At 68.3% G+C, this 20,888-nt stretch carries 20 protein-coding genes; 14 read left to right on the plus strand and 6 right to left on the minus strand.

All coding sequences use genetic code 11. The features are described 5' to 3' along the window. Positions 1–93 precede the first annotated feature (93 nt). Positions 94–1,383, plus strand: a complete 1,290-nt coding sequence (dinB, locus tag ACQPYS_RS17210) for a DNA polymerase IV (RefSeq protein WP_433490162.1) — start codon at positions 94–96, stop codon at positions 1,381–1,383. A gap of 176 nt (positions 1,384–1,559) precedes the next feature. Continuing rightward, positions 1,560–3,665 (plus strand): neutral/alkaline non-lysosomal ceramidase N-terminal domain-containing protein, encoded by a 2,106-nt coding sequence (locus ACQPYS_RS17215; protein ID WP_433490163.1) that lies wholly within the window; start codon positions 1,560–1,562, stop codon positions 3,663–3,665. A 40-nt stretch (positions 3,666–3,705) separates the two neighbouring features. Here the strand turns inward: ACQPYS_RS17215 and ACQPYS_RS17220 are convergent, their stop codons facing one another. The 3 genes from ACQPYS_RS17220 to ACQPYS_RS17230 all read right to left on the minus strand — a co-directional run bounded on the left by ACQPYS_RS17220 (position 3,706) and on the right by ACQPYS_RS17230 (position 6,708). Next, on the minus strand, positions 3,706–4,500 hold the full coding sequence (locus tag ACQPYS_RS17220; protein ID WP_433490164.1) for an SDR family NAD(P)-dependent oxidoreductase: 795 nt from the start codon (positions 4,498–4,500) through the stop codon (positions 3,706–3,708). Between the two features lie 85 nt (positions 4,501–4,585). Continuing rightward, complete coding sequence (locus ACQPYS_RS17225; protein WP_431937734.1) at positions 4,586–5,497, minus strand: RNA polymerase sigma-70 factor; 912 nt, start codon at positions 5,495–5,497, stop codon at positions 4,586–4,588. Between the two features lie 41 nt (positions 5,498–5,538). Next, positions 5,539–6,708, minus strand: a complete 1,170-nt coding sequence (locus ACQPYS_RS17230; protein ID WP_433490165.1) for an NAD(P)/FAD-dependent oxidoreductase — start codon at positions 6,706–6,708, stop codon at positions 5,539–5,541. A 333-nt stretch (positions 6,709–7,041) separates the two neighbouring features. On the opposite strand from ACQPYS_RS17230, the gene ACQPYS_RS17235 reads away from it, so the two are divergent. From ACQPYS_RS17235 to ACQPYS_RS17250, 4 genes are all read left to right on the plus strand, one after another. Continuing rightward, positions 7,042–7,935, plus strand: coding sequence for an SDR family NAD(P)-dependent oxidoreductase (locus tag ACQPYS_RS17235; RefSeq protein WP_433490166.1), 894 nt, complete (start codon positions 7,042–7,044; stop codon positions 7,933–7,935). Position 7,936: 1 nt separating this feature from the next. Further along, the gene (locus ACQPYS_RS17240) at positions 7,937–8,860 is read left to right on the plus strand and encodes a ferritin-like domain-containing protein (RefSeq protein WP_433490167.1); all 924 of its coding nucleotides are present in this window, start codon (positions 7,937–7,939) and stop codon (positions 8,858–8,860) included. Positions 8,861–8,871: 11 nt separating this feature from the next. Beyond that, on the plus strand, positions 8,872–10,380 hold the full coding sequence (locus ACQPYS_RS17245; RefSeq protein ID WP_433490168.1) for a flavin-containing monooxygenase: 1,509 nt from the start codon (positions 8,872–8,874) through the stop codon (positions 10,378–10,380). Between the two features lie 68 nt (positions 10,381–10,448). Further along, on the plus strand, positions 10,449–11,222 hold the full coding sequence (locus ACQPYS_RS17250) for a MerR family transcriptional regulator (protein ID WP_433490169.1): 774 nt from the start codon (positions 10,449–10,451) through the stop codon (positions 11,220–11,222). 15 nt (positions 11,223–11,237) lie between these two features. Here the strand turns inward: ACQPYS_RS17250 and ACQPYS_RS17255 are convergent, their stop codons facing one another. The 3 genes from ACQPYS_RS17255 to ACQPYS_RS17265 are packed head-to-tail and all read right to left on the minus strand — an operon-like array spanning position 11,238 to position 13,047. Continuing rightward, positions 11,238–12,257 carry an NADP-dependent oxidoreductase gene (locus ACQPYS_RS17255; RefSeq protein ID WP_433490170.1) on the minus strand — a complete coding sequence of 340 codons (1,020 nt, stop codon included), beginning with the start codon at positions 12,255–12,257 and terminating at the stop codon, positions 11,238–11,240. Between the two features lie 41 nt (positions 12,258–12,298). Beyond that, on the minus strand, positions 12,299–12,670 hold the full coding sequence (locus tag ACQPYS_RS17260; RefSeq protein WP_431937728.1) for a hypothetical protein: 372 nt from the start codon (positions 12,668–12,670) through the stop codon (positions 12,299–12,301). Beyond that, entirely contained in the window at positions 12,667–13,047 is a 381-nt protein-coding gene (locus ACQPYS_RS17265) for a nuclear transport factor 2 family protein (protein WP_063035011.1), read from the minus strand. The genes ACQPYS_RS17260 and ACQPYS_RS17265 overlap by 4 nt, the downstream gene beginning before the upstream one ends. A 92-nt stretch (positions 13,048–13,139) precedes the next feature. Here ACQPYS_RS17265 and ACQPYS_RS17270 point away from each other — a divergent pair, with 92 nt between their 5' ends. The 8 genes from ACQPYS_RS17270 (at position 13,140) to ACQPYS_RS17305 (ending at position 20,887) form a co-directional block, all read left to right on the plus strand. Next, positions 13,140–14,282 (plus strand): acyl-CoA dehydrogenase family protein, encoded by a 1,143-nt coding sequence (locus ACQPYS_RS17270; RefSeq protein WP_433490171.1) that lies wholly within the window; start codon positions 13,140–13,142, stop codon positions 14,280–14,282. A gap of 101 nt (positions 14,283–14,383) precedes the next feature. Continuing rightward, complete coding sequence (locus tag ACQPYS_RS17275) at positions 14,384–15,172, plus strand: enoyl-CoA hydratase/isomerase family protein (RefSeq protein WP_063035013.1); 789 nt, start codon at positions 14,384–14,386, stop codon at positions 15,170–15,172. Positions 15,173–15,209: 37 nt separating this feature from the next. After that, a complete protein-coding gene (locus ACQPYS_RS17280; RefSeq protein ID WP_433490172.1) occupies positions 15,210–15,584 on the plus strand; it encodes a Zn-ribbon domain-containing OB-fold protein in 375 nt (124 codons plus the stop codon). Further along, the gene (locus tag ACQPYS_RS17285) at positions 15,581–16,732 is read left to right on the plus strand and encodes a thiolase family protein (protein WP_433490173.1); all 1,152 of its coding nucleotides are present in this window, start codon (positions 15,581–15,583) and stop codon (positions 16,730–16,732) included. The genes ACQPYS_RS17280 and ACQPYS_RS17285 overlap by 4 nt, the downstream gene beginning before the upstream one ends. Before the next feature lie 14 nt (positions 16,733–16,746). Further along, a complete protein-coding gene (locus ACQPYS_RS17290; RefSeq protein WP_433490174.1) occupies positions 16,747–17,955 on the plus strand; it encodes an acyl-CoA dehydrogenase family protein in 1,209 nt (402 codons plus the stop codon). Continuing rightward, positions 17,952–18,902, plus strand: coding sequence for a phosphotransferase family protein (locus tag ACQPYS_RS17295; protein ID WP_433490175.1), 951 nt, complete (start codon positions 17,952–17,954; stop codon positions 18,900–18,902). The genes ACQPYS_RS17290 and ACQPYS_RS17295 overlap by 4 nt, the downstream gene beginning before the upstream one ends. Before the next feature lie 30 nt (positions 18,903–18,932). Further along, positions 18,933–20,135 (plus strand): acyl-CoA dehydrogenase family protein, encoded by a 1,203-nt coding sequence (locus tag ACQPYS_RS17300; RefSeq protein WP_433490176.1) that lies wholly within the window; start codon positions 18,933–18,935, stop codon positions 20,133–20,135. Continuing rightward, positions 20,132–20,887: an SDR family NAD(P)-dependent oxidoreductase gene (locus ACQPYS_RS17305; RefSeq protein WP_433490177.1), complete on the plus strand. Its 756-nt coding sequence runs from the start codon at positions 20,132–20,134 to the stop codon at positions 20,885–20,887. Before ACQPYS_RS17300 ends, ACQPYS_RS17305 begins: the two co-directional genes overlap by 4 nt. The last annotated feature ends 1 nt before the right edge of the window (position 20,888 follow it).

Here is a 20,888-nt window from a genome sequence, read left to right on the forward strand (position 1 = left end):
GGGAAGGTGCAGCCGTTCCACCGGCACATGACCTCATGGCGACCAGTTGCCCCTTCCCCAGGTCGGAGGGCCATCCGCTGCTAGGGTGAACATATGTTCGAATACGGTCGGGTATCTCCCGCTCCGGGACCGCCCGCGGACCCTGCGGAGATCGCCCCGCTCGAACGGTCGCCCCGGCGTCCACGGATCGCCGCCCGGGCTCACGCGTCGATCCTGCACGCGGACCTGGATTCCTTCTATGCCTCGGTGGAGCAGCGGGATCAACCCCGGCTGCGCGGCAGACCGGTACTGGTGGGCGGTGGAGTCGTCCTGGCCGCCAGCTATGAGGCCAAGGCCGCGGGCGTCCGCACACCGATGAACATCGGCAAGGCGTTGAGCCTGTGCCCGGACGCGATGGTGGTCCCGCCGCGGATGTCCGTCTATGCCGAAGCCAGCCGGTCGGTGTTCGAGATCTTCGCCGATACCACCCCGATCGTGGAGGGGATATCGATCGACGAGGCGTTCCTCGATGTCGCGGGACTGCGCCGCATCGCGGGTGAACCGCAGGCCATTGCCGCCGGGCTGCGGGCGCGGGTCCGGCGGGAGGTCGGTCTGCCGATCTCGGTCGGTATCGCGGGGACGAAATTCCTGGCCAAGGTGGCCAGCGCGGTCGCGAAACCGGACGGGTTGCTGCGGGTGGAACCGGCCGACGAGCTCGCGTTCCTGCATCCGCTGCCGGTACACCGGCTGTGGGGTGTGGGCCCGGTGACCGAACGCGCCCTGCGTGCGCACGGTATCGAGCGGATCGGGCAGCTGGCGGAGCTGGGCGAAGCGGATTTGCGGCCGATCGTCGGCACGGCGGCGGCCCGGCATCTGCACGCCCTATCCTGGGCGCGCGATCCCCGGCGGGTGGAGACGGGGCGGCGGCGACGGTCCCTCGGTGCGCAACGCGCACTGGGCCGCCGGCCGCACCCGCCCGCGGAGATCGAGGCGTATCTACACGGTCTCACCGACCGGCTCGGCGGTCGGCTACGCGCCGCCCGGCGGAGCTGCCGCACGGTGGTGCTACGGATGCGTTTCGACGATTTCACCCGCGCCACCCGATCGCACACCCTGCCCGCGGCCACCGACCACACCGAGACGATCCTGCATGCCGCCCGGAGCCTGCTGACCGAGGCGATGCCGATGATCACCACACGCGGCCTCACCCTGATCGGGCTGGCGTTGACGAATCTGGAGAACGCCGACCCCGGACAGCTCACCCTGCCGTTCGACCAGGAGCCCGCCCCGGCGCTGGACACCACCCTGGACGCACTACGCGACCGGTTCGGCTCCGGGGCGGTCACCCGCGCCGCGCTGCTACGGCACGGCGAAGGTTTATCGGTGCCGTTGCTTCCGGACTGACCGAGCAGATCATCGATCGGCCCGATGTGACGCTGCCGCGGTTCGGGCCGAATACGACCGCTACTCGCCGAGAGTATCGGACGCGGTGCGCATTCGAGGCCGCGACCGGCCGGGCCGCATCTGGACGTTTGTTCAACAGTGTGGTTCGCTGCCAGTCGAGCAGGAAGGACATCTCGATGGTGGCAACCTCCGAAATACGGTCCGCGGCGCGTCCCACGGAATCCGACCGGGCGGCGCTCCCCCGCCGCACGGTGCTGGCGGGAGCGGCGGCCGGAACGGTCGCGCTGGGTACGCTCACCGCGACCGCACCGGGTCTCGGTGCGCAGTTCGCCGCCACCGCACAGGCCGCACCCGGCGGCTACCTCGTGGGCCTGGGTATCTCCGATATCACCGGTCCCGCCGCGGAATGCGGCATGATGGGCTACTCCCAGCAGGATCAGACCACCGCGGGCATCCACCTGCGCCCCCGCGCTCGCGCGTTCGTCTTCGCCTCCGGGTCGGAGCGGGTCGTCTTCGCCGTCGCCGAGAACGCGATGATCTTCCAGTCGGTGCACCGCGGCGTGCTCACCGAACTGGGCCGCCGTTTCGGCGATCTGTACACCGAACGCAATGTCCTGCTCACGTCGACACATTCGCACGCGGTCTGCGGCGGGGCCGCCCACGACTACGCCTACAACCTGTCTATTCTCGGGTTCAAGCAGCAGGTGTACGACGCCGAGGTGAACGGACTCGTCGAAGCCATCGCGGCCGCGCATGCCGACCTCTCCCCCGGGACGCTCGCCCTCGGCCGCGCCGAACTGCGCAACGCCAGCGTGAACCGGTCCCGGGTCGCCTTCGACCGTAACCCCGCCGCGGACCGGGCGCACTTCCCGGACGCCATCGATCCGGCGGTCACCACGGTATCGATCAGGAAGGCCGGAGAAGAGGTCGGCGCGATCACCTGGTTCGCCACCCACAACACCTCGATGACGAACAAGAACCGGCTGATCAGCTCGGACAACAAGGGTTACGCGGCATTCGCCTGCGAGCACACCGACCACGGCGTGCGCTATCTGGACGGCGCACCGGGTTACATCGCCGCCTTCGCCCAGACCAATGCCGGCGATATGTCGCCGAATCTGGATCTGCGGCCCGGATCGGGGCCGACCGGCAACGAGTTCGACAACACCCGCATCCTCGGTGAGCGCCAGCACGATGCCGCACGCACGGCGGTCGCGGCCGCGAACCCCATGAACGGGCCGGTGGGCTCGGTGTTCTGCTACATCGACCTGTCCGATATCGCGGTCGACGGACGGTTCACGCCCGACGGCGCCGCCCGCCGCACCGCCCCGCCCGCCGCAGGTGTGTCGTTGCTCGCCGGGAGTGTCGAGGACGGTCCGGGCCTGCCGGGCGGCCCGATTCCGGAGGGCGTACGCAACCCCTTCCTCGACTTCCTCGGCGACCCGCATCAGCCCGCACCCGGCTGGCTGGCCGATGCCCAGGCGCCCAAGGCGATCGCGGTACCGTTCGATCTGCTGCCACCGGCACCGTGGGTGCCCAGTGTCGTGCCGATCCAGATCGTCCGCCTCGGCGAGTTGTATCTGGCGGCGGCCGGTGGCGAGTTCACCATTGTGGCCGGCCTGCGGGTGCGCCGGGCGGTGGCGGCGGCACTCGGGGTCGAACTGGATCAGGTACTGCTCCAGGGGTACGCCAACGCCTACCACGAATACGTCACAACCCCGGAGGAATACGACGCGCAGCAGTACGAGGGCGCGTCCACCCTGTTCGGCCGGTACACGTTGCCCGCCTACCAGCAGGAATTCACGCGGCTGGCCACCGCGCTCGCCACCGGCGCGGCCGTCGACCGGGGCCCGGCCCCGCGCGACCTCTCGCATCTGCAACCCGACTTCGTCCCCGCCCCCGGCCCCGATACCGCCCTGCCGGGACACGATTTCGGCGCCGTACTCACCCCGCCGGCCCCGCACTACACCCGTGGCGCCCGGGCCGAGGTGGAATTCGTCTCCGCCCACCCGAAACACAATCCCCGCCGCAACGGCACCTTCCTCGAGGCGCAGCGGCTGGTGAACGGGACGTGGGTACGGGTCGCGAACGAAGGTGAGTGGGCCGTGCGCTTCCACTGGAGCACTCGCGGCCCGGGTATCTCGGTGGCATCCTTCACCTGGGACATCCCCACCGATACCGCGCCGGGACGGCATCGTTTCGTGCACTTCGCCGATCGGCTCACGCCCGACGGCCGCCTGGAGCCGATTGTGGGGACCAGCACCGAGTTCGATATCGCCTGACACCGCTCGACCGGCGTATCGCGGCGGTCGAGCGACCTGGTCAGGGCAGGATGGAATCGATGTAGCCGCCGTCCACCCGGACCGCGCCTCCGGTCGTGGCCGAGGCCTGATCCGAGGCGAGGTAGACCACCATATTGCCGATCTCGGCGGGTTCGATCAGACGCCGCAGCAGCGAATGCGGGCGATGTTCCAGCATGAACCGGTGCTGGGCCTCCTCCCAGGGGAGTTCGGAGCCGACCAGGTCGCGGACGAAATTCTCGACACCGGGCGTATGGGTCGGGCCCGCCATCACGGAATTGACGGTGACCCCGGTGCCCGCCGCGGCTTTCGCGTAGCCACGGGTGACGGCGAGCAGCGCGGTTTTGGTGGTGCCGTAGTGCACCATCTCCAGCGGGGTCACCACCGCCGAATCGCTGGCGATGTTCATGACACGGCCGAAACCCTGCTGCATCATGCCGGGCAGATACATCCGGAGCAACCGGACGGCGGACAGCACATTCACCTCGAAGTAGCGCCGCCAATCGTCATCGTCGATCTCGAGTACCGGTTTCGCCTCGAAGATGCCGAGGTTGTTGACGAGAATATCCAGCTCGGGGACCTTCTCCCGCAGTATTCCGGCCCCCACGGCCGAGGAGAGGTCGGCGGCGACAGCACGCACCGACGCCCCGGATACTTCCTCCAGAATGCGGGTGCGGGCCGCTTCGGCCTTATCCGGCCCGCGCCCGTTCACGATCACCGACGCGCCGGCCCGCGCCAGCGCGGTGGCGATGGCCAGGCCGATGCCCTGGCTGGAACCCGTGACCAGTGCGTGCCGTCCGGAAAGGTCGATATTCATCTCCTCATCGTGCCGCAGCACCGCGTGGCGGCCGGGAGCGCCACGCGGGTCACCTGCCAGGTCGACACCCTGATGCCGCCGGTGTTCACTCCACCGGATTCGGACCGCCGCACACCCCGCCGAGCTTGTCGGGGTTGACCTGGAAACGCAGTCCGTGAATGCATCCACCGGCGATTTCGAAGGTGAGCACACCGATCGGGTGTCCATCGATCGTGCCCAGGATCCCGGTCTCCCCATTGACAGGCACGGTGGCGAGTTCGATACCGGCACTGATCGGCTTGGCCAATACACCGATCATCCAGCGCGCCACATGATCGGGCCCGTGGACCGGCCGTCGCGCGGCGGTGATCTTCCCACCGCCATCGTTCCAGGCGGTGACATCCGGTGCCAATACCTCCATGAGCGCGTTCACGTCTCCCCCGCGGCAGGCCGCGAGGAATCGCTCGACGATCGCCGTGCGGGGCTGCTCCTCGGTATCGCACCGGGGCCGGCGAGCTCGCACATGTCCTCGGGCACGGTGCGCGATCTGGCGGATGGTGGCCTCGGGTCGCTCCAGATATCCGGCGATCTCGCCGTACGGGTACCCGAACACCTCGTGCAGGACGAACACCGCACGTTCCACCGGCGTGAGCGTTTCCAGGACCACGAGCAGGGCCATGGACACACTGTCCGCCATCTCGGCTTCCTCCTCGGTCGAGTCCGGCGCCGTGAGCAGGGGTTCGGGCAGCCACGGACCGATATATCGCTCCCGGACCGCGCGCGCCGAGGTGAGCCGGTTGATCGACAGGTTGGTCACCGTCCGGACCAGGTAAGCCTTCGGGTGCGCGACCCCGGCGCGATCGGCCGCGTTCCAGGTGAGCCAGGTGTCCTGCAGGACATCTTCGGCATCGGCCACGCTGCCCAGCATCCGGTAGGCGACGCCGAAGAGCAGGCCCCGATGCTCGCCGAAATGATCCGCCGAGGCCGCTGTCCCCGCATTGTGCTCGTGGTGTCCCATCGTGATCGATTCTGTCCGGTCGCCACCGCGCCAGGGTGATTTCAGGCGACGTGTCCCGCGGACGAGGGCCGGACCGGAACCGGGAGATGCCTGCTCAGCCGGAACACCGGCAGCGGGCTGCTGCTGACGGTCTCCTTGTACCCGACCGCGACCCGGCCGGTCAGGTACCAGCGGCGGGGCGTCTCGTCTGCGGTGACGAACTGGATCACCGCATCGTTGCGGCCCAGGCTCAGGGGCTGGTGGACGTATCCGAAGCGGAAGGGCGCCACCTTCTTGCCCTTCAGCCGGCGCGCGATGGTGTCTCCGACATAGGCGGCGGTCGGCATACCGCTCTGGCAGGTGCCGTGCAGTGGGCCCCATTCCATCCGGACCGCCGCCGCGTCGCCGACCGCATAGATTTCGGGATGGGATACCGAACGTAGGGTGGCGTCGGTGACGACCCGGCCACGCTCGTCGGTCCGGATTCCCGCGTCGGCCGCCAGCGGCGGCACCCGGACTCCCGCCGTCCACAGCGTGAGATCGGATTCGAGCAGTTCGCCGGCCGACAACCGCACCGCGCCCGGCACTACCTCGGCGACGTCGCTGCCCACCCGCCGGTCGATACCGAGCCGATCCAGTGCCCGGCTCAGGTAGGCGCGGGCCTTTTCACCCATCATGGCGCCTGGCTCGTTCCGGCTCAGCAAGGTGACGGAGAGGCCCGGATAACTCTCGGCGATCTCCGTGGCGGCCTCGATTCCGGTGAGGCCGCCACCGCATACTGTGACGGAGCCACCTGTCGCGGCGATTCCGGGTAGTTGTTCGGAGAACCGTTGCGCGAGCGCCCGGTTGTCCAGGGTGAAGGCGTGTTCCCGAGCCCCGGGCACACCCGCGGTGTCACTGACGCTGCCGAGCGCGTAGATCAGGATGTCGTAGCCCAGGGCGGTGTCGTCGTCGAGCGCCACCATGCGCTTCGTGGGGTCGAGTGCTGTCGCGGCGGCCCGGCGGAACTCGATATCCGAACCGGCGAGCAGATCGGGGATGGAGTACTCGGCCAACTGCTGCCCGGTGGCGATCTGATGCAGGCGCAGACGTTCGGTGAACCGGGCCGACGGGTTCACCACGGTGATGCGGACCGGCATCCGACGGGTACGCCGGGCGGTACGCAGTGCGGCCAACATGCCGGTGTAGCCGGCGCCGATGATCACGATGTCCTGGTGGTGGGTGGCGTTCATGGCGTTCTCCCTGGGTCTCGTCTCGGTGTCTGTCATGGGACAGGGCAGCGGTCCGAAACGTGACAGTCGTGGATATGTCACCGGTCACACCACCGATTGATCCGCCAATAATCCGCCATTGACAAATGGCACATTACTGAATGATTCTGAACACATGACTAGGTCGATGAGGACCTCGCGCTCGAACGTCCCGCGGACGCCCTCCCCGCGTTCACGGCCGGCCGCACAGGCACTACCGCGCCTGACCCCCGAGGCCGACGCCGCCCCTGGGCCGGGCCGCCGATTTCCTCTGCGCGGCACTCGAGGCCGGCACCCCACGGAAAGTGAGCCGAGATGACAGCCCTGCGTGATCTCCTGCCGTTCGGCACCTCGGGCCGCACCCACGGCGCCCGCGCGGTGGTCACCGGGGCCGGGAGCGGGATCGGCCGCGCCCTGGCCCGCGAACTGGCCGCCCGAGGCGGACAGATCGTCTGCGCCGATATCGATGAGAGCCGCGCCGCGGAAACGGTCGCCCTCATCGAACACGAACATCCCGGCGCCGCCCACGCTTTCCGCTGCGATGTCGCCCGCCGCGAGGATGTGGAGATCCTCGCCCGGTTCGCCGACTCGGTGTTCGACGGTGGGGTCTCGCTGGTGGTCAATAACGCCGGCGTCGGAATCGGCGGGAAACCGGTCGGCGAGATCGGGTTCGCCGACTGGGAGTGGGCGCTCGGTATCAACCTGTGGGGCGTGGTGCACGGATGCGAGATCTTCGCACCCCGGCTGCGGTCCACCGGCCGCGGCGGCATCATCAATGTGGCCTCGGCCGCGGGTTTCGCGGCCGCGCCCTCGATGGCGGTCTACAACACCTCCAAGGCCGGCGTGCTCGCCCTGTCGGAGACGATGGCCGCGGAGTTCAGCGGCACCGATATCGCGGTCACCGTACTCTGCCCCACCTTCGTCCGGACCGATGTCGCCCGGGACGGGCGGATCACCCCGGGGTCGCGCCATCTCGCCGACACCCTCATGCGCTGGACCGGTTTCTCCCCCGAGCGCGTCGCCCGCATCACCCTCGACGCGCACGACCGCGGCCGGCTCCATGTCCTCCCGCAGCCCGACGCCCAGCTGATCTGGCTGCTCAAGCGGGCGTTCCCCGGACCGTACACGACCGTGGCGGGCCTGCTCGAGCGGCTGCTGCCGCAGGACGCGCCGGCCACGCCGACCACTATCCAGAGAACAGGAGTCTGATATGGCGACCATGGACTTCCAGGACATGCTCGAGAAGATCAAGGACCGCCAGTGGGCACTGGCCGATATCGATTGGGACGCACCGGGCGCGGAAACGATCACCCCCGAACAGCACGCGCGCCTGAAGCCGTTCATATCGGACCTGATGTGGATCGAGAATGTGGGGGCGCGCGGATTCGCCGCCATGGCCAAGAAGGCTCCCGACGAGACCCTGCGGGAGATCTACCGTTATTTCCACGCCGAGGAGCAGAAACACGCCAATGCCGAACTCGCGTTGATGCGGCGCTGGGGCATGCTCGACGGCGAAGAGATCCCACAGCCGAATATCAACGTCAAACTGGTGATCGACTTCCTGGACACATACGCCGACGAGATGTCGCTGTCGTTCCTGGGGACCGTGATCCCGATGCTCGAGGTGGCACTGGACGGCGCACTCGTCAAATTCATCATGGACGAGATCGAGGACCCGGTATGCCAGGAGGTGTTCCGGCGGATCAATGCCGACGAATCCCGGCATCTGGCGGTCGATTTCGCGGTGATGGATGTGCTGGGTCACGCCGAGATGCGCAAACTGCTCATCGAACTGGTCGGCGGTTGGGTGAGGCCGACCTTCCTGATCGGCGTGCTGAGTTATATGCCGCTGCTGAACAAGATGCGGGACAATATTGTCGCGATGGGGGTGGACGAGAAGAAGCTGTACTCGGCGCTCGAGCGCTATCGGAAGGTGGGCGAACGCAGCGAGTTCGCACGCCGGCTGCCGATGTATCAGATCGTGAAGATGCACGGGGACTGGGTCGTCGACCGGAAGCACCCGTATCACCTGCTCGCGGACACCCTGGTGAAGATCACCGGACGTATTCCACGGCGGCTGCTGCGCAAGGACCCGAGCTGGTCGAAGGAAATCACCTACACCCCCGCCGCGTGACGAGGACGGATATGACCACGACCAGCACAGCCCCGCTCGATGTCGCCGTGATCGGTGCGGGATTCGCCGGGATCGGCGCGGCCATCCGGCTGCGGGACCGCGGTCTCACGAATTTCGCGGTGTTCGAACGCGGTAACGCGATCGGCGGAACCTGGCGAGACAACACCTATCCCGGCGCCGCGTGCGATATTCCCTCCCGGCTCTACTCCTATAGTTTCGCGCCCAACCCGGATTGGTCACACACCTATTCCGGGAGCGATGAGATCCTGGGCTATATCGACTCGATGGTGGCGAAATCCGGTATCGCACCGCATATCCGGCTGCGGCATAACGTCACCGGAATGGAATTCGACGAGTCCACCGGGACCTGGGATATCTCGATCGAGGGCTCCGGGACGGTCCGCGCCCGCGCGGTGGTGCTGGCGTCCGGGCCGCTGACCGAACCCGGTTATCCCGATATCCCGGGTATCGACTCCTTCACCGGCCATACGATCCACAGCGCCCGCTGGGACCACGACTACGATTTCACCGGCAAACGGGTCGCGGTGATCGGTACCGGAGCCAGTGCGGTGCAGATCATTCCGGAACTGGTCGAACGAGCCGGTTCGGTGAAGGTTTTCCAGCGCACCCCGGGCTGGGTCCTGCCCCGGGTGAACCGGCGCACCGGCGCCCTCGCCAAAGAGCTCTACCGGCACATTCCCGGCGCGCAGAGCCTCGCGCGGCAGGCATGGTTCTACGGACACGAGTCGGTGGCGCTCGGCGTCGTCTGGAACACCCCGCTCACCCGGGTGGTCGAACTGGTCGGCCGGGCGCAATTGCGGCGGCAGGTCGCCGATCCGTGGCTGCGCCGGCAGCTCACCCCCGATTTCCGGGCGGGCTGCAAACGACTGCTCATGACCGACGATTACTACCCGGCGCTGCAACGGGAGAACTGCAAACTGATCACCTGGCCCATCGCCCGGATCGCGCCGGACGGTATCCGCACCGCCGAGGGGATCGAGCATCGCGCCGACTGCATCGTGTTCGCCACCGGGTTCGAGGTCTCCAAAACAGGGACGCCGATCCCGATCACCGGTCGCGACGGCCGGGTGCTCGCCGACGAATGGCGGCGCGGCGCGTTCGCGTACCGCAGTGTCGCGGTCTCGGGATATCCGAACCTGTTCCTGACCTTCGGTCCCAATTCCGGTCCGGGGCACAACTCGGCGCTGGTGTACATGGAGGCGCAGATCGACTATCTGGTGCAGGCGATCGGCCTGATCCTGGATCGTGATCTGCGGATGCTCGAGGTGCGCTCCGCGCGTCAAGAGCGTTACAACGCGGCGATCCAGCGCAGGCTCGGCGCGACCACCTGGAACTCGGGCTGCCGCAGCTGGTATCTGACCGAGGACGGGTTCAACGCGACCATGTACCCGGGGTTCGCCACGCAGTACCGCAACCAGTTGCGCGAGGTCGATCTCGACGACTACACGGTGGTGGCGGCCGAGCCGCGGATCGCACCGACGGTGGCATCGGTCTCATAACCGGCGGTTAGACTCGGATTCGGCGTGCCGGAGTCACCGGCGCAGGCGGGCGAGGGAGGTGCGGACTCATGGCGCGATACCGGATCGACGATCTCGCCCGCGCCGCGGGCACCACCTCCCGCAACGTCCGGGCCTATCAGGAACGCGGCCTGCTACCGCCCCCGGCCGACCGCGACGGCCGGGCCAGTATCTACGACGATTCCCATCTCGAGCGGCTCCGCCTCATCGATGCGCTGTTGCAGCGCGGTTTCACCACCGCGCATATCGCCGATTTCATCACCAGCTGGGAAACCGGTAAGGACCTCACCGAGGTGCTGGGTCTGCAGCACGCCGTCACCGCGAACTGGTCGGAGGAGGAGGCCTTCGAGGTCCCCCGGGAGCTGCTCGCCACCATCCTCGGTGAGCAGACCGAGGAGCTGGTAGCGCAGCTGAGCCGGATGGGTCTGGTCCGGGTGGACGGCGAGACGGTGGTGATCACCGATACCCAGTTGCTCACCTCGTTCACCGAACTCCACGAGTACGGGGTGGAACTGGGCACGCTGATCTCGGTGTACGCCGAGGTCGCGACGCGGATCGACGATATCAGCGAATTACTCATCAACGCGGCGAAGAAACATATCGTCGACGCGCACGGGCCCGGCTGGCTACCGGATTCCAACGACGAGATCGCCGCCACCACCCGCATGCTCAATACGATGCGTGAGCTCGGTGTCGCCGCGGTGCACACCAGTCTGGCCCGGTCGCTCGACACCACCCTGCGCCGCGAACTCGGTGACTATCTCGCCACGGCGGCCGAACGGGAGCGGGAACGGAAAATGGGCCGCGCCCAGCGCGACCGCTGAGCACCGCGGCGCTCCTCAAACCAGCCGGCACAGGGTTTTACCGGTGGTCGCGCCCGAGAGCATCGCCACCAGTGCGGCCGCCGCCTGCTCGATCCCCTCGAACACCGATTCCCGGTGGACCAGTCGCCCGGCCGCGAGGTGCGCACCGACCTCGGCACGCATCGGCGCCTCGAGGTGGTTGAACGATCCGGCCCGGAAACCCCGCATGCGCAGACCTTTCGCCACCATGGTGAACAGGTTGGGCGGCCCGGCCGGGGCGCCGCCGTCGTAACCGGATACCGCACCGCACAGCGCGATCCGGCCCTGCGGGCGCAGCGCGTCCAGCGCCGCGGTCAGATGGTCACCACCGACATTGTCGAAATACGCGTCGATTCCCGTGGGCGCGAGCGCGGCCAGCGATTCGGCGAGGGCGGGGCCGTGGTAGTCGAAGGCCGCGATACCCAGTTCGTCGCGCAGGTAGGCGACCTTGTCCGGGCTGCCCGCCGAGCCGAGCACCGTGGCGCCGCGCGAGGCCGCGAGTTGCGCGGCGAGCGAGCCGACCGCACCGGCGGCCGACGACACCCACAGCGTGTCCGCCGCGGTCAGCTCGAGGATCTCCACCAGCCCTACATACGCGGTGAGTCCGGCGCTGCCCAGCGGCCCGAGGAACCATTGCGGAGGCAGGTCACCGGCCTCGATCCGGGTGGGCGCACCGTAGCCGCCGATGGTCTGCGTCCCAGCACCCACCAGCGCGTATTCCCGGTAGCCGAGAGTGTGGGAGACCAGATCGCCGACGGCGTAGTCCGGATGGCGGGTTTCGGCGACCACACCGAGGGCGAGACCGGTGAGTTCCTCGCCCGGCCGCAGCGGCGGCAGGTATCCGTCGGGTGTGGTCTCCGCCAGCCGGATGCGGATCGACGGATCGATCGACAGCCAGGTGTTGCGCACCAGGATCTCGCCCGGACCGGGGTCGGGAACGGGTTCCGCGATCAGCTCGAGATCGGTGACGCCCAGCTTTCCGGCCGGGCGCCGGGCCAGGCAGAGCCGGCGATTCATCGGTGGTCCTCCTTGTCGGACGGGCCCGGGACCCGCGCCGCTCAGCGCGCGAAGGCGACTTCGGGTGTCCGGGCGATGAGCAGCCGGCGCACCGCACCGGCGGCGTCGAGCTGGACGGTCGCATTGAACGACGCCTCGAACTCCCCGTCGCGGGTGGTGCGACCGAGCACCAGTTCGTATTCGCCGACCACCGCGCCCACGTCGATGTGGTGGATCAGGGTGCTCTTCTCGCGCTGCGCGAGGTAGGCGACCAGACCGGCCCGGTCCCCGACGAATTCGGCGCTCGCCCCGGATCCCTTGGAGAACTGCACCGACATGGTGAAGTCTTCGGAGATCATGTCGAGCACCCGATCGGGATCGTCGGAATCCATATAGCCGAACCACCGGGCCAGCACGGGCACATCCGTCGTCATTTCTGTTCTCCTTCGGTCGAGGACCGGTCCACCAGCGCGAAGTCCGCGCTGAACGTGACCTGGTATCGGTCGATGAGTCCCGCCGCGTCCAGATGCATCGCGGCCACGAAGTACCCGGTGGTCACGGTGTCGTTCTCGGTGACTGCGCCGTGGGCGAACTGCACATCCCCGTCGGCGGCGACCCGCAACAGCACGTGCTTGCGATTCACCGGCGGCCGGCCGCTGAGGTACTCGAACATGGCCGGGCGGCCGCGGTCCCGTTTCACACCGGTGGGCAGGACCATCGTGAAGTCCACGTCCTCGGCCAGCAACGCCACCGCGTCCCGCAGGCCGCCGCTGTCGACGGTCGCGTAGTAGTGCTCGATCACGTAACTCATGAAATGAACTTAGTTCAGCAAACCACTTCTTGTCGAGACCGCGAACCGCTACGCTCAGCTTACCGAATTGAACTCAAGTCAACCGGAGAATCATGTCCCCGACCTCAGCAGCCGCCGTCGAAGTTCCCTGGCCGCGGGCGGAACCGGCGGCTCTCACGCCCGGCCCGGAACAGGAACAACTGCGCGAAACCCTGCGGGCGCTGCTCGCCAGGCACAGCGGTATCGACCAGGTCCGTGCGGCGGCGGAATCCGCGAGCGGATACTCCGAACCGCTGTGGCGACGTCTCGTCGACGAGATGTCGGTGACCTCGCTCGCCGTGCCGGAGGAACACGGCGGGCTGGGCTACGGCACCGCCGAGCTGGCCGTCGTTCTCGAGGAATGCGGACGCGCCCTGGTCTGCGAACCCGTGATCAGCTCGGCAGTCCTGGGCGTGCAGGCACTGCTGCCGGCCGCCGCGGAGACCGCCGACCTCTTCACCGAGGTACTCGCCGGGCGGTCGCTCGCCACCGTCGGCGCCCTCGATCCGGCGACCGACGCGCTGCGAGCCCGAGCCGAATCCGGCGGCTGGCGCGTCGACGGCACGGTCACCCACCTACCGGCCGGCGAGTCCGCCGAGATCGTCGTGGCCTCGGCGGATACCCCCGAGGGCCGCCGCCTCTTCGCCCTGCGGCCCGGACCGGAAGCCGTCCGCAGCCCACGCCGGGTCCTCGACCCCACCCGCAGACAGGCGGACCTCACCGTCCGCGACTGCCCGGCCGTCACACTGACGACACCGGAATCGACACCGGCCGCCGTCGCGCGGCTGCACGACCTGGCCACCCTCGCCACAGCCTGCGAGAACACCGGCATCGTCGATCATCTACTGGAGCTCACGGTCGACTACGCCCGCACCCGCCACCAGTTCGGGCGACCGATCGGCTCCTTCCAGGCCGTCAAACACCGGTTGGCCGATCTACTAATCGAGCTGGAACGCGCGCGTTCGGCGTCCCGGTACGCCGCCGCCCTTTACGCCGAGGACCCCGACTCGGCACGACTGGCCGTGGCGGTGGCGGGCACTGTCTGCACCGACGCGGCCGTACTCGCGGCCTCCGAAGCGGTGCAGTTACACGGCGGCGTCGGCTTCACCTGGGAGCATCCCGTCCATTCCTATTTCCGGCGCGCGCTAGGAAATGAAGCAGCACAGGGTGATTCGCGCACCCATCGCGCGCGAATCGCCGATCTGATCGGCGTCTGAACGACCCGGACCGGCGCGGAATTCCGTATTGACGCCCTCCGCGCCGTCGAGTACAACTGAAGTGAATCCAGTTCAATAGCGGACAATGAAAGAGGCCCTCGATGGTTGACACCGACCACATCGTCCTGGAGAAAGACGGCGAAATCGCCCGTGTCTGGCTCAACCGCCCGCACAAGAAGAACGCGGTCACCGTAGAGCTGCTGCATCGGCTCGACGAGATCATCGTCGAGGTCGACAACGACCCCGAGCTGAAGGTGCTCGTGCTGCGCGGCCGGGCCAACACCTTCTGCTCGGGCTTCGACCTGGACGAACTGCGGGAGAACTACGTCGGCAAGACCAACGCGATGGATGTCGCGGTGCTCTCGGCGAAGGTCTGCGACCGCCTCTACTCCATGAACACCCCCTCGGTAGCGGTGCTGGAGGGCTACGTCACCGCGGGCGGTTTCGAGCTGATGATCTCCTGTGATTTCGCGGTCGCCGCCGACGATGCCAAGATCGGCGACTTCCACATCCGCCGCGCACTCTTCGGCGGCGCGGGCCCGATCTACCGTCTGCCGCGCATGATCGGGATCCGCAAGACCAAGGAGCTGATGCTCACCGGCAAACTACTCTCCGGTAAGGAGGCCGAGGCATTCGATCTGATCAACGCCTCCGCACCGGCGGCCGAACTGGATGCCCTGGTGGACGATTTCATCGCGCCGATCATCGACAAGAGCCCGTTCGCCATGAAGCTCACCAAGATGACCATCGACCGCGGCCTGGACGCCGATATCCAGTCGCTGATGGTGATGGAACATCTGGCGGTCGGCAACGCCCTGCAGTCCGAGGACGCGCGCGAGGGTGTCAACGCCTTCCTGGAGAAGCGCGAACCCAAGTGGGTCGGTCGCTGAACCAGCGGGCGGCAGACCGACTACCGGAAGGAACGACATGGGTGAGCAGGTGAAACCCGTACTGGAGGGCAGTAGGTGCCGGGTCTGCGGCACGGTCGGCTACCCGGCGAGCGCGATCTGCGCGCGCTGCGCCCGGCCGACCGCCGACCCGCTACCGCTCAGCGACGAAGGGGTGGTCTGGGCCTACACCGTCCAGCGGTTCCCACCGAAATCGCCACCGTATGTCGTTCCCGCCCAGGGCTTCGCACCGTACGCGGTCGGCTATGTCGAACTCCCCGAGGGGATCAAGATCGAGGCGATCCTCGACTGCGACGATTTCGCCCGTTTGGACCGGGCTCCGGTGCGACTGGTCGCGGTCACACCGGCCCCCCGGTTCGCCACCACTACCACCCAGCAGAGCGAGGACCGGTGACCGAGCAGGTTTCCATCATCGGGAGCGGACTGTCGCGCTTCGGCCGCCGGCCCGGCGTCAGCGGGCGGCAGATGGCGGTCGAGGCGATCACCGCCGCGGTGGCCGACGCCGGACTGACCTGGCCCGATATCCAGGTCGCGTTCGGTGGCAGCGACGGGTCGGGACTGGCCGACACCCTGGTCGCCGAACTCGGTTTCACCGGTATCCCGTTCACCAATGTGAAGAACGGCTGCGCGACGGGGGGCAGTGCGCTGTTCTCCGCGGTCAACGCGGTGCGGTCCGGAGCCGCCGAGATCGCGCTCGCGGTCGGCTTCGACAAACACCCGCGCGGGGCGTTCGACCCCGACCCCGCCGACTGGGGCCTGCCCGAGGGGTACGGCGCGGCCGGACTCATGGTGACCACCCAGTTCTTCGGCGCCAAGATCGGCCGCTATATGCGCGAGCACAATATCTCCGCGGCGACGCTGGCGAAGGTCGCCGAGAAGGCCTACCGCAACGGCAGCCGCAATCCCAATGCCTGGCGGCGGGAGCCGATCTCGGCAGCGCAGATCGCCGCGGCGGAGCTGGTGAACGACCCGCTCACCAAGTTCATGTTCTGCTCCCCCGGCGAAGGGGGCGCGGCCGTGGTCGTCGCGAACGAAGCCGCCGTGCGCCGGCTCGGCGGGCGCCCGGTGCGATTGCGGGCGATCAGCCATCGCACCCGACGCTTCGGCTCCTTCGAGGTGTTCAGCCCCGCGGTCCAGGGCACCGGGGAACCGACCAGCGTCAGTACCGATGCCGCCACCGCGGCCTTCGAGCAGGCCGGGATCGGGCCGAACGAGATCGACGTCGCCCAGCTCCAGGACACCGAGAGCGGCGCGGAGATCATGCATATGGCCGAATGCGGGTTCTGCGAGCACGGCGCACAGGAGGAGCTGATCGCCGCGGGCGCCACCGAGATCGACGGCCGGCTGCCGATCAATACCGACGGCGGCTGTATCGCCAACGGTGAACCCATCGGTGCCTCGGGACTGCGGCAGGTCCACGAGATCGTCACCCAACTGCGGGGCGAGGCGGGCGACCGCCAGGTACCGGGTGACCCGCGCCTCGGTTTCACACACGTCTACGGCGCTCCCGGAATCAGCGCCTGCACGATCCTTTCGGTCTGAGGGCGAGGGAAACAGTGAGTACACAGACACTTCCGGATCTCGCCGAGTTCACCGAATCGGCCCGGGGCTGGTTACGCGGGGTCGCCGCGCCCCGCACCGAAGCCGCCTGGGGTCACGGTGACGATTCGGTCGCCGTATTCGAGAACTGGACCGCCGCGGAGGAACGGCGGCACACCGACGCGATCCGCGACTACGAGCGCACCAAATTCGATGCGGGCTGGGGACCGCTGAACTGGGCCCCGGAATACGGTGGACGTGGGCTGCCGATGTCCTATGTGCTCGCATTCCGGCGTGCCGAAGCGGAGTTCGAGGTACCCCGGCGCACCGAGATGTTCTCGGTGACACAGCAATTGGTGGCTCCGACCATCGAGCAGTGGGGTACACCGGAACAGCGAGACTGCTATGTGCGGGCCATGCTGCGCACCGATCTCATCGCCTGCCAGCTCTTCTCCGAAACCGAGGCCGGGTCCGATCTGGCCGCGGTACGGACCCGGGCCACCCGGAACGCCGACGGCACCTGGACCCTCGACGGCCACAAGGTCTGGACCTCGGGCGCCCGCGTCGCCGACCTCGGTGTGGCGGTGTGCCGGACCGATCCGGCGGTGGCCAAGCACGCCGGACTCACCGCATTCCTGGTGCCGATGGATGCTCCGGGCGTCACCGTCCGCCCGATCCGCCAGATGACCGGCGGCACCTCGTTCAACGAGGTCTATCTCGACGGTGTAGAGCTCGACGACGGGCTGCGGCTCGGACCGGTCGGCGAGGGCTGGCCGGTCGCGCTGACCGTGCTCGCCGCCGAACGCCTCGACGGCGCGACCCTGGGTCTGGCCAATGCCGACCAGGCGGTGGCCTTGGCCCGCAACGTCGGGCGTGACCTGTCCGACCTGGAACGCGACCGGGTCGCCGACCTGGTCACCCGCAGCTACGTGCAGCGGGTGGCGGGTATGCGGGTCGCCGCGGCAGTGGTCGCGGGCCGGGACCCGGGCCCGGAGGCCTCGGCGGGCAAGCTGCTGGCCACCGACACCATGGCGCGTACCTCGGAGGTGGTGCGGCTGCTGCTCGGCCGCGACCTGGTCGCCGATTCCGGACGCTGGGGCACCTACGCGTGGACCGAGCACGTACTCGGCGCGCCGGGCTACCGGATCGCCGGGGGCACCGACGAGATCCAGCACAACATCATTGCCGAGCGGGTACTCGGCCTGCCCAAGGAGCCACGCCCATGACGCTGGAACACCGGGTCCGCGACCGGCTGGCCGCCGAGCTCGGGCACGAACTCACCGCCTTCGAACGCCTGCCGGGTGGCCATTCGGGGCTCACCTACCGGGCGGTGACGACCGGCGGCACCTATGTGGTGAAGGCCGTGCCCGAGGGGTGCGAACCCATCGGCCGCCACGATATGTTGCGCCAGGCCCGGATCATGCGTGCGCTGGCGCCGACCGAGGTCCCGGTGCCCCGCGTCGTCGTCACCGACGCGCGCGAGCCGGCCTGGTTCGCCATGGAATTCGTCGCCGGCGAATCACTGGAACCGGTACTCGACGATCCGCCCGTGACGCCGGAGCTCGCCGCGGCCCGGATGCGCCGCGCGGCCGAGGTACTGCCCCGGCTGCACGCGGTCGCTCTCGACATGGTGCCCGGTATCGAACCCGCGCTGACCCCGGGCGATGAACTGGCTCGCTGGGCCCGCACCCTCGGCGCGGTACCGCCGGAACTGGTCAACGGCGGTGACCAACTTCTGGAACTACTCGGCCGGCGCGTGCCGGAACCATTGGCCCCCACTCTCGTCCACGGTGACTATCGGCTCGGCAACATCATCGCCGCGGGTACCGAACCCGTCGCGCTCATCGACTGGGAGATCTGGAGCGCCGGCGACCCCCGCGTCGAACTCGGCTGGTTCCTGATCTTCGCCGACGGCACCAACTTCCCCGGTGTGGGCCGCCCAGTTCCCGGGCTGCCGAGCGCTGCCGAACTGGTGGAGCTGTACCGCGTGGGCGGTACCGAGCTACCCGAACTGCCCTGGTTCGACGCGCTCGGCCGGCTCAAGATGGCCGCCATCATGGGCCACAACCTGCGGCGGCACCGCGAAGGCCGGCACCACGACCCGGACCAGGAAAAACTCCCCGCCACCATCGACCGCCTCATCGAGACCGGGACCGCGCTGCTCGCCGGTTGAGGTCTCCTCCCCCAGTTCAGGAGCCGCACTGTGGATTTCTCCTACTCCGCCCGCACGGCGGACCTGCTCGACACACTCGGCCGATTCATGGACGACCACGTCTACCCGGCCGAGCGGGTCTACGACGAGCAGATCGCCGCGGCGGACAATCCGCACGAACAGCCGCAGATCATGCGGGAATTGCAGGCCCGGGCGCGGGAGCTGGGTCTGTGGAATCTTTTCATGACCCACGACGGATTGGGCGCCGGACTCACCAATCTGGAATACGCACCGCTCGCCGAAATGGTCGGCCGGTCGATCATCGGTAACGAGGCGATCAACTGTTCGGCGCCCGATACCGGGAATATGGAAATCCTGGCCATGTTCGGCACCGACGAGCAGAAGCAGCGGTGGTTACGACCGCTGCTGGATTGCGAGATCCGGTCGGCTTTCGCCATGACCGAACCCGCGGTCGCCAGTTCCGACGCCACCAATATCACGTCGACCATCCGCCGCGACGGCGACGATTACGTCATCAACGGCCGGAAATGGTACACCTCCGGAATTCTCGACCCGGATTGCAAACTCGTCATCTTCATGGGCAAATCCGATCCGGAAGCGCCGGCCTATCGCCGGCAGAGCATGATCCTGGTCCCCGCCGACGCACCTGGCGTCGAAGTCCTGCGTGATCTGCCGATGTTCGGTTTCCACGACCGGCTCGGGCACGGCGAGGTCCAGTTCACCGATGTCCGGGTGCCCGCGGCGAATATGCTCGGCGCCGAAGGCGACGGATTCGCCATCGCGCAAGGCCGGTTGGGCCCGGGCCGGATGCACTACGCCATGCGGGCCATCGGAATGGCCGAACGTGCCCTCGACCTGATGTGCCGTCGCGCGCTGGAGCGCACCGCGTTCGGGGACCCGCTGGCCGACCGGGGTGTGGTGCGGGAGTGGATCGCCCGCAGCCGGATCGAGATCGACCAGATCCGCCTACTGGTCCTGAAGTCGTCCTGGCTGATGGACACCAAGGGCAATGCGGCGGCGCGTTCGGAGGTCGCCGCGATCAAGGTGGCCGCCATGGAGGTGGCGCACACCGTGGTCGACCGGGCGGTCCAGACCTTCGGCGCGGCCGGGGTCAGCGATGACACCGTGCTGGCCCGGATGCACGCGATCACCCGCGCACTGCAGATCGCCGACGGCCCCAATGAAGTACATCTGCGCACCATCGCGCGTCTGGAGTTGAAAAAGCACCGATGAGCACAACGGATCTGACCGGAAAGGTCGCGCTGGTGACCGGCGCGAGCCGCGGACTCGGGCTGGCGATCGCCCGCGGGCTACGCGACGCCGGCGCCACGGTGATCGTCTCCAGCCGCAAACTCGCCGCCTGCGAGGTGGCGGTCGCCGCGCTCGGCGCGGGCCCCGGCAGCGCGCACCCATGGGAACTGCATGTGGGCAGGTGGGACAGCATAGAGCCCGCCGTCGACGGGATCGTGGCCGAATACGGCAGTCTCGATATCGTGGTCAACAACGCCGGCATCGCGCCGCTGGCCGCGAATCTGGCGGCGGTGACCGAGGGCCTGTGGGACAAGACCCTCGAGGTGAACCTGAAGGGCCCGTTCCGGCTGATGGCTGTCGCCGGGGCCCGGATGGCCGCCGCCGGTGGCGGTTCGATCATCAATATCTCCAGTATCGGCGCGGTCCGGCCCAGCCCGCCCGAGGCGATGTACGCCGCGGCGAAGAACGGTCTCAACGCGCTCACCATGGCGTTCGCCCAGGAGTACGCGCCGTCGGTACGGGTGAACTGTGTGATGCCGGGCGGGTTCGCGACGGATATGGCCGAGCACTGGGACGACGAGTTCGTCGGCAAGATCGTCGACCGGCTCCCCGCGGGCCGGCTGGGGCGACCGGAGGAGATCGCCGGACTGGTCGTCCACCTCGCGAGCGATGCCGCGGGGTACACGACCGGGGCCGTGATCCCGGTCGACGGCGGCCGGACGGCGGTGTACTGAG

This window comes from Nocardia grenadensis (assembly GCF_050942415.1).
GTDB lineage: Bacteria > Actinomycetota > Actinomycetes > Mycobacteriales > Mycobacteriaceae > Nocardia > Nocardia grenadensis.